Source organism: Shewanella sp. SM87 (genome assembly GCF_025653705.1).
Classification (GTDB): Bacteria; Pseudomonadota; Gammaproteobacteria; order Enterobacterales; family Shewanellaceae; genus Shewanella; species Shewanella oncorhynchi.
In genome coordinates this window covers 42,121-51,445 of the sequence record NZ_JAKKSC010000032.1, presented here as the reverse complement: position 1 = coordinate 51,445, position 9,325 = coordinate 42,121, and the positions used below count along the sequence as shown (strand labels likewise).

Here is a 9,325-nt window from a genome sequence, read left to right as displayed (position 1 = left end):
AACGGATGTCATTGGCGATTTAAGTCGTCACGCTAAGTCTATCTCGAGTATTCTGGCGACAATTCAAGGGATTGCTGAGCAAACTAACCTGTTGGCGCTTAACGCAGCCATTGAAGCGGCTCGTGCTGGCGAGCAAGGCCGTGGTTTTGCGGTCGTTGCCGATGAAGTTCGAGTGCTTTCACGTCGTACACAGGATTCGACTCAGGAAGTACATACCACGATTGAAACGCTACAACGCACTACCGCTCGAGCAGTCAGCTTGATGGAAAGCAGCCAAGCATTAGCGGGTCATAGCGTAGAAGATGCCAATGCGGCGGCGAAAGCCCTTGAAGAGATCACACAAGCGGTCAACGTGATTTCAGATATGGCAGGCCAAATTGCTACCGCAGCGGAAGAACAGACTCAAGTGACGGGTGAAATAACCCAGAATACGGTTGCGATTAAAGATGTGACCGATGAGATTACCGCGTCGGCCATGGCAGATTTGGCACAGGCGAGAGGGTTAAAAGCTCGCGCTAATGACCTGAATGCGCAAGTCGCGACATTTATTCTTTAGTTGCCTTAACTCGATTTTTTGAATAATAGATATTTAAGTAAATTTCAATCGTAGGTTTACAATAACTAATAGTTTTCCTCCGCGCCTTAGACGGCGCGAAGGTATTACTTTTTAAGATTGTTTGTGATGATACAATAATGAGTTAATTATACCTTTATTTAAAGGTACCATTCTGTTTATTTTTTATAATATCTTAAAATCACTTAATAACTGTTTTAACTTGAAGTTTTTAGTTGCATTTAATTCTTAGTTGCATTTAATTCTTAGTTGTTTGCATTAATATGCATTGCTAAGCCTGTTTAATGTTTTGTGCTTATTTAAATTTGGCTAATTTAGTTTGTTTGTTAAGATTAAATTTTATTTTTAATTTATTTATCTTTCATGGTCAACGTGAAATAATTCATTTTTACGTTTCTAAGTAAGCTCACTGCTGCTAAAAATAGCTGTTGTTATATTTAGTCGGTATGGTTATCAGGTCTTTATTTGTGAAAAATATATTATGAAATCATTTTCATTAAGGCAGAAAATTCTTTTTTCCGTTATTCTTGCTCTTTCATCTGTCATATTATTATTATCTTGGCAGAGTTATTCAAGTCAGAAGAAAGTCTTACTAGATGTGAATTTAGAGCAGGCTCAACGACTTGGTGAGCAGCAAGCGCTACTTATCAGTGAGTGGCTCGTAAGCCGTCAGCAAATTGTTAAAGGAATCGGTGGGCAGTTGAGTCATGACATTGTGCAAGCAATGAAACAGGCTAAGCAATCGGGAGGGTTTGAATCGACATATTTTGGTGAGTCAAACGGTAATATGAGAGACTCAGAGCCAGCAACTGACTATTCAAATTATGATCCTTGGCCGAGCCTGTTGCAGGCGGAGTTATTGCTGGAGATCTATCGATTAGTAATCTTATCGAAGAGGTCAACCGCATGAAGTTACCGGCAAACGGTTATGCCATCATGATGCACAAAGACGGCACAGTGATCGCTTATAAAGATCAAGCTAAGACGATGAAACCTATAGCTGAAATCGATAACGAGCTTAATCGCAACTTACCAGAACAAAGCCGTGCAGCGGGCACTCTGTTACCTATGTATTTTGAAAATGAAGGACGTGACAAATTAGTCTGGAGCGTTGATATCCCTAATACAGATTGGGAATTAGTGTTAGTGCTTGATAAGGAAACGCTAGAGTCGCCACTGTCGAGCTTGTTACTCACTCAGTTTGGGCTTTCTGCACTCGTGTTGATCTTAAGTGTATTAGCCATTTCTTGGCTAGTAAGTGTCCTGCTGGGTCCATTGAGCCGAGTATCGCAGGCACTGGCGCGTATTGCCGATGGYAATGGTGATTTAACTCARCGTATTTCWGTCGACACTCAAGATGAAGTGGGCGTGCTTGCCGACAGCTTTAACCGCTTTGTGGGCAGTCAACATCAGCTGATCAGCCATATTCGCCAATTAGCGAATGAGTTAGATGCCGATGCTGAACGTAGTCTTGCCACCACGCAAACTTCAGTTGCGGAGTTACAACGTCAGCAGCAAGAAGTCGCTATGGTCGCGACTGCGGTAACTGAAATGGCGAGTGCGACTAATGAGATYGCAGCCAATGCTGAGAACACGGCAACAGCGGCTCAACAGTCTGCAGCGAGCAGTTTACAGGGCAAAGAGTTAGTGAATAAAACTCGTAACTCGATTAATTCCCTCGCCGATGAAGTGACTCAAGCAACGGATGTCATTGAAGACTTGAGCCGTCATGCTAAATCCATTTCGAGCATCCTGGCGACAATTCAAGGAATTGCCGAGCAAACTAACCTGTTGGCGCTTAACGCAGCCATTGAAGCGGCGCGTGCTGGCGAGCAAGGCCGTGGTTTTGCGGTCGTTGCCGATGAAGTTCGAGTACTGTCACGTCGTACACAGGATTCGACTCAGGAAGTACATACCACGATTGAAACGCTACAACGGACTACTGCCAGAGCAGTCAGCTTGATGGAAAGCAGCCAAGCATTAGCGGGTCATAGCGTAGAAGATGCCAATGCGGCGGCGAAAGCTCTTGAAGAGATTACGCAAGCGGTCAACGTGATTTCAGATATGGCAGGCCAAATTGCTACCGCAGCGGAAGAACAGACTCAAGTGACGGGTGAAATAACCCAGAATACGGTTGCGATTAAAGATGTGACCGATGAGATTACCGCATCGGCCATGGCAGATTTGGCACAGGCGAGGGGGTTAAAAGCTCGCGCTAATGACCTGAATGCGCAAGTCGCGACATTTATTTTGTAATCGCTATTCTTAATAGCGTGCCTCGATATTAGCCCGATAAAGCCTTCGCTTTGTCGGGCTTTTTACTGGCCGTTTTGTCGTGTTAAAGCATTTCTGTGGGATTGAATAACTTAGCCACACTTTGACAAATGGTTTCTCTAATCCATTTATGCCCTTGATCTTCATCATTTCTTTGATGCCATAACAGCACATAGGCCATTGGCATAAATTCGAAAGGCAGTGGCAGTTGTTTGAGCGGATAAAGTTGGCAGGCGTGACGGGCAAAGCTCGACGGCAGAGTGAAGATTAAATTGCTGTGGGCGCAAACGCTGGCGGCACCATAAAAGTCGGGTACAGTCGTGCTGATCCGGCGTCTATGCCCAAGATCGGCAAGAAAGTAATCCAGTGCCCACCAATCACTACCTTCACAACGAACCTGCACATGGGCCATATCGAGGTAAAGGGGTAAATTCCATTGTTCTGAGGTGAGCGCCGCCATCAGCGGGTGATCCTCTCGCACTAAGCAGACTTGTTGATCGGTAAATAATGTTTGATAGGCAATCCCTTCTGGCAAGCGATCCACTTGAAAATCCGACAGTGGATGCAAATCCCGCCCTGAAATGCCAAAGTCGATTTGCCCTTGCTGCAAATCCTGCATCGATTTTTCGGTCCAGACATAGGAGTCGAGTTTGACGTTGGGTGCCGTGGTCAGCATAGGGCCGATAAAATATGGAATTAAGGTTTCATAGGCGCTTTCCACCATGGCAAAAGAAAATTGTCGATTGCTACTGGCAGGATTAAAGGTCGGAGGCTGAGTGAGTTGATACAAGTCTTGCAATATATTCGGCAGTTTTTGCCCAAGAATGAGGGCGTGCGCGGTGGGTTTTAAGCCATGCGCCGTGCGCTGAAATAGGGGATCATCTAAGGTTTCTCTGAGTCGATTTAAGCTCTTACTGAGTGCTGACTGGCTTATATGTAATCGGCTGGCGGCGCGAGTGACACTCTGCTCCTCTAGCAGTACTTTGAGTATGACCAGCAAGTTCAAATCGATTCTGGCTAAGTTGTCGATATTCACAGATATTCCTCAGAGGAAATTTACTTTGGAAATTATACCATTTCTGTTCATACCTTGAGTTAATTAAAATAGCGCCCACTGAAATACCTTTCCCTGATCAACTGAGATTATTTATGCGGCGCAATCTGTTACCTATCCTGATGTCTATGGTGCTGCTCAGCCCATTAGCCATCGATATTTATTTACCTTCAATGCCAACTATGGCGACAGAATTCGCCGTATCTGCCAGTGATGTGCAATCCACGCTCGTATTGTTTTTATTCGCCATGGGCTTAGGCCAAGTGTTGATTGGGCCATTAGCCGACCGTTATGGCCGCCGTCCTGTGGCCATTTTCGGGGTCTTACTCTACGGCGCAAGTAGTCTTCTCGCTGCCGCGGCCATCGAGTTTCATTGGTTACAGATTGCTCGTGTGCTGCAAGGTTTAGCCGCCTGTTCAACTTCTATCGTGGTGTTTAGTGCGGTGCGCGACTGCTACTCGCAAAAAGAAGGCGCTAAAATTTACAGTTACTTAAATGGTGCGATTTGCGTGATCCCAGCTTTAGCACCAACCTTAGGTGGCTTGTTAGCGATGCAATTCGGCTGGCGTTCAACCTTCGTTTTCATGACGTTATATGCCATGTTGATGATGCTCGTTGTTGGTTATCGCTTACCTGAGACTCGTCCAGCCAACACTGTTACTACTGGCCCACTTTACCGTTGGGGCAGATTCAAACCTGTACTCGGTAACACCCACTTTTTGTTTTATGCCTTTGCTTGTATGTCGGCTATGGCGGCTATTTTGAGTTATGTGTCTTATGCGCCAGTGTGGTTGATTGGGCATTTAGGGGTTTCAGAGTTGGCGTTTAGTGGCTTATTCGGACTCAATGCTGTGTTCAATATCGTGGCCTGTTTTGCGGCACCGATCGTCATTCGCAAACTGGGTAATCGTCCAACGGTTATTTTGGCTCTGTCCTTACTCGTTCTGTCTTCAGTGGCGACAGTGGCGGGCCAACAGTTTGGTCCAAATAAAGGGATGGCAGCAGCTTTTAACTTCATGTTACCTATGATGTTGTTATGTGTGGGATTTGCCTTCTTACTTGGTCCTGCGACTAGTATGGCGCTGTCAGCTTTCGGTGAGCGAGCGGGGACTGCCGCGGCTATGCTAGGTTTTATTCAGATGAGTGGTGCATCCGTTTTAGCTGGACTTATACAGCAAACGAATTTAACTGCACCTTACGCTGTGGCACTCGTCATGGGCGTGTTTTCTATTGGTTTGTTGTTGATGATGGCGCTGAGTCGATTCGACCACTGGCACCAAGAGCAGTTAGTTGGCGAGCATTAGTTCGCGGCACTGATTAATTACAGAGTACACCCTTTACCCACAGTTTGTTTGACCGCGAACTGTGGGTATTTTTTATTGTGTCTAATACCCTTTTATCCTTTGGTATACTCGTAAAATAACTCACTAAACCGAGGGTAAAGCTTGTCACGTCACTATTGTGTTATCTGTCGTTATCCGCAGAATGCTTGCTTATGTGCGAGTGTTCAGCCTATCTCTCCAATGACTCAGTTGGTGGTTTTACAGCACCCGAGTGAAGTCGAACATAAGAAGAATAGTGTGCGGGTATTGAGTCTTGCTGTACCTAAAACGCAAGTTTATGTGGGTGAAAGCGAGTCTGACTTCAAAGGTTTACGGGAATATTTAGCGGCGTGTAATAAGCCTATTTATCTCGTCTATCCCTCTGCGTTAAGTGTAAGTGTTGAACAGCAACATATTAATCCTGATTGTATATTGCTGTTGCTCGATGGCACTTGGCGTAAGGCATTCAAAATGCTGCAGCTGAATCCTTGGTTAACCCAGTATCCTGCGGTGCATTTGGCTGAAGGTTATGAATCGCGCTATCGGATCCGTAAATCGAGTCGTAGCGATAGTTTATCGACCTTAGAAGCTTGCGCTTATATGTTAAGCGCCCTTGATCCTACCCTTGATGTTCAGCCGTTAATGATGGCATTTGATGCTATGGTGGAACTGCGGATTAAGGCGATGCCGAGTACAGTGCAGGCTCGTTATCAGAACTCAAATGAATCCAGTGGTAAGGTATAGTTGATGGGGTTAAGGCTATTGAGTCTTAGATGTTTTAGGTATGAATTAGTGCTTTTAAGTTATTGAGTTTTTGAGACTCCGTACGAATTAAAATAGTCAAAATCTTATTCAGATCACGCTAACGTAATGTGAAATACGGTTTAATAACTGGGATTCATTTGCGCAGCAAATGATGAGATAGCTTTGCCAGCCAATTGCTTTGCAGGGGAGTGATTCCATTCATTACTATTAGTAAATGGCGTGCTGGCAGGGCTATCGAGCTTTAAATATGGTGTTTTTGTTGATAATAATGAGAGTGCTTTGCCAGGCCATCATTGGTTTTGCAGGGGAGTAGATTCCATTCATAACTATTAGTAAATGGCGTGCTGGCAGGGCTATCGAGCTTAAATCATATGTTTTCTGCAAGAAAATCTTTCCCCTTCGTTCGCGACCCATCAAAATATTTCGATAAAACCTTAGCGGAATCTTTCGTTTTCCTTTGTAAACGTTGAGAGCGTTAATTTGGTACACAAGTCGGATTATCGAGCCGATGCGAACATCGGCAGTCCTAAATCTGTTCTAGGCTAAGCGTTTTTCCGCAAGAAAGGCTTGGGTGAAGTTTTCGACTGAACTCGGGTAGCCAAATAGAAATCCTTGGGCGAAACCTTGGCCCATATCTGTCATTATGTCTTTTTGTTGTTGAGTTTCAATACCTTCTGCGACGAAGTGAATGTCGAGTGCTTGTGCTAGTTGCACTATAGCATTGCAGAGCTTTTGTCCTGAGACTTCGTTTAAGCGCAAGGCAAACTCGGCATCAATTTTGACGCTGTCTATTGGCAAAGTCCCTAAGCGACTGAGTGACGATAACCCAGTCCCAAAATCATCGATGGCAATGCTGACACCTAACGCTTTGATACGATTGAGTGTGAGTCGTGCTTGCTCCGGTTGTCGTAACAATGCCGATTCGGTAATTTCTAAAATCAGTGCTTCGGCGGGTAACTTCGACATTTCTAAGGCATTTATCACTTGGTCGATAAAATCTAAGTGTTCTAATTGCAGTGGTGACACATTGACTGAAATTCTAAAGTCGGGTTGATAATGTGCTCGCCAGAGGGCCGCTTGTACACAGGCCTGTTCTAATACCCATTGGCCAATGCTGACAATTAATCCTGTTTCCTCAAGCAATGGCACAAAGTCGGCAGCTTCATAATATTCTGTCGGTGACTTCTGCCAGCGGAGCAGGGCTTCGGCAGCAATAGTTTGATTTGTGTGTAAATCGACTATGGCTTGATAAGCGAGAGTGAATTGTTTTAGGCTATGTGCATGCCTTAGGTTATTGATTAACTGTAATTTTAACTCGGCTGCTAGGCTCATTTCCTTATCGTAAAACACGAGATGCGGTAAGCTCTTTTTAGCGCAATACATGGCAGTATCGGCAAGACTAATCAGCTGTCCCGCTTGGTTACTGTGGGTAGGAAATAGCGCAATGCCTATGCTGGTGCCGAGGAAGAACTTTTGGCCTTCAATTTCAAAGGGGCTCTCAAATAGGCTAAGAATTTGCTCTGCAAACAGCTGAATTTCATCTTTACAGCTACAGTCTTGCAGCACTAAGGTAAATTCATCTCCTCCCATACGGGCTATATCGGCCTTTTCGATACAACCTGCTTCGAGTCTGGCTGCGACCAGTTGTAATACTCTATCGCCCATGGAGTGACCGAAGCTGTCATTGATATTCTTGAAACCATTGAGATCTAAAAACATCAACGCGCCCAGTGCGAGGGGATCTGTTTTAAGTTTTTCGAGGGCACTATTGAGGATCTGCTTGAGATGGAACCTGTTAGGTAATCCAGTCAAGGTATCGTACATAGCTCGAGTTGTTAGCTGGGTTTCTAATAGTTTTTTAGTACTAATATCACTGAAAATATTCACATTATAATGAGCATCATCTTCCGTGACGATTTTACGACTGCTCTGCCAAGCAGGGAAGTTACTGCCATCTGAACGTCTTTTCCACGTTTCGCCCTGCCAAAATCCTCTTTGTTTCAAGGCGATTTGGCATTCGGTTTCTTCCCCCATATTATGGGTTCTTACCTCTAAAAATTCAGGGGTTTTACTGATGAGCTGCTCAGCGCTATAGCCGCAAATACGGCACATTGCTTTATTGACAGCCAAAATTTGATTATCAGTGTCAGTGATATACACAGCTTCGGCACTTTCTTCGAGCGTGGTCGACAAAATTTCTTTGGGAATATGAGCAAAACCATCAGAAATCGTTTCGCGCATTTGATTGCGGCGATTAAGAGCTTGTAATTCAACGAGTACCACGGGCTGTTGTTGCAGATAACAGCGATAGAGATTAATTCGAGTCGGCAGTTCATTGCCTTGTTGGCTCATGTGCAGCCAGTTGAATTCAACATTATTGCCAGCAATGGCTTCAAGGATCATTTCCCGCGCAAATTCAACACTATTGCGGCCTGAAGATTGGATCCTCGGAGAAAAATCATAGGGAGTCGCATTCACAAAAGCATCGTATTCAGTCTCAAAATAACTGAGGGTGGCTTGGTTGGCACTAATAAAGCTAAAGCCTTGAATTAAGGCTAAGGGGGTTTTATGGGGATGTGCTTGCCAGAGAGACAGCTTTTCTTGTAGTACAGGATCATCTGTACTGAGTTTCTTAAGTAAGTGTTGCCATCTGATCATTCAGGATACTCCCTTGTGACGCAAAATAGTCACATCCCATTTTTAGGTCTTCGTTGAACACGAAGTTGCCCAATAGTACATCATTCCAATGGGGTTAAAAATAAACCTAATTGTTGTTTCACTCAAATAGAAACTTAAAAAGTGTAGTTTAAGACTTGTATTCAAGCATATTTTTTAAGAACACCTGCTGCATATTTCAAGCTTAGGCAGATTTTATGCTATGTTTTGCACATCTTGCGTGAATTGGCTTTTATCATTGATTCATTCAATTATCGAATAAAGGAGACTGGAAATGGCGTATTTATTTAAAGTGCTAATCTCTAAAATATTAATATCGCTAGTCCTCATCTTTAGTTTTCATCTCGCGTTAGCGAATGCCGCCGAGGCGCCAAAGCCTAGATTGACCCTAGAGCAAAAAGCCGATAAGGCACGCATCGACTCACAGCGATTAGAACAGGCTCAATTAGAAAAGGCCCGTCAAGCCACTAAAGAGACGACAGAGCGGGAAGATAACATTAAGCAACAATCCCAAACCAACGATTGGGAAGCGCAGCAAAAACTTAAGGCACAAAAACAGTTCGACGAAAGAGAAAGTCGCGAGCAAAAATATTTACGGGAAGCAAAAGAAGCCGCCGCAAAAGAGCGTAAAATCCCTAAACCTTAATCAGGCCATCGACA

6 protein-coding genes and 1 pseudogene are annotated in these 9,325 nt (G+C 44.3%); 5 read left to right on the top strand and 2 right to left on the bottom strand.

The annotated features are described in order from the left end of the window. Both L5M11_RS19880 and L5M11_RS19875 read left to right on the top strand, forming a co-directional pair. Window positions 1-556, top strand: a 556-nt coding sequence (locus L5M11_RS19880) for a methyl-accepting chemotaxis protein (RefSeq protein ID WP_263193049.1), incomplete at its 5' end; no start/stop codon positions are given. 499 nt (window positions 557-1,055) lie between these two features. Next, window positions 1,056-2,830 (top strand): annotated as a pseudogene (locus tag L5M11_RS19875) (methyl-accepting chemotaxis protein). Between the two features lie 82 nt (window positions 2,831-2,912). On the opposite strand, the gene L5M11_RS19870 reads toward L5M11_RS19875, so the two are convergent. Then, on the bottom strand, window positions 2,913-3,884 hold the full coding sequence (locus tag L5M11_RS19870; RefSeq protein WP_113940290.1) for a LysR family transcriptional regulator: 972 nt from the start codon (window positions 3,882-3,884) through the stop codon (window positions 2,913-2,915). Window positions 3,885-3,997: 113 nt separating this feature from the next. Here L5M11_RS19870 and L5M11_RS19865 point away from each other — a divergent pair, with 113 nt between their 5' ends. Together L5M11_RS19865 and L5M11_RS19860 are read left to right on the top strand one after the other, a co-directional pair. After that, the gene (locus L5M11_RS19865) at window positions 3,998-5,206 is read left to right on the top strand and encodes a multidrug effflux MFS transporter (protein ID WP_263182635.1); all 1,209 of its coding nucleotides are present in this window, start codon (window positions 3,998-4,000) and stop codon (window positions 5,204-5,206) included. A gap of 141 nt (window positions 5,207-5,347) precedes the next feature. Continuing rightward, complete coding sequence (locus L5M11_RS19860; protein ID WP_263182632.1) at window positions 5,348-5,968, top strand: tRNA-uridine aminocarboxypropyltransferase; 621 nt, start codon at window positions 5,348-5,350, stop codon at window positions 5,966-5,968. Between the two features lie 558 nt (window positions 5,969-6,526). Here L5M11_RS19860 and L5M11_RS19855 read toward each other — a convergent pair. Continuing rightward, window positions 6,527-8,647 carry a putative bifunctional diguanylate cyclase/phosphodiesterase gene (locus tag L5M11_RS19855; protein WP_263193047.1) on the bottom strand — a complete coding sequence of 707 codons (2,121 nt, stop codon included), beginning with the start codon at window positions 8,645-8,647 and terminating at the stop codon, window positions 6,527-6,529. Window positions 8,648-8,939: 292 nt separating this feature from the next. Here L5M11_RS19855 and L5M11_RS19850 point away from each other — a divergent pair, with 292 nt between their 5' ends. Beyond that, window positions 8,940-9,311, top strand: coding sequence for a hypothetical protein (locus L5M11_RS19850; protein WP_168827272.1), 372 nt, complete (start codon window positions 8,940-8,942; stop codon window positions 9,309-9,311). Window positions 9,312-9,325 lie beyond the last annotated feature (14 nt).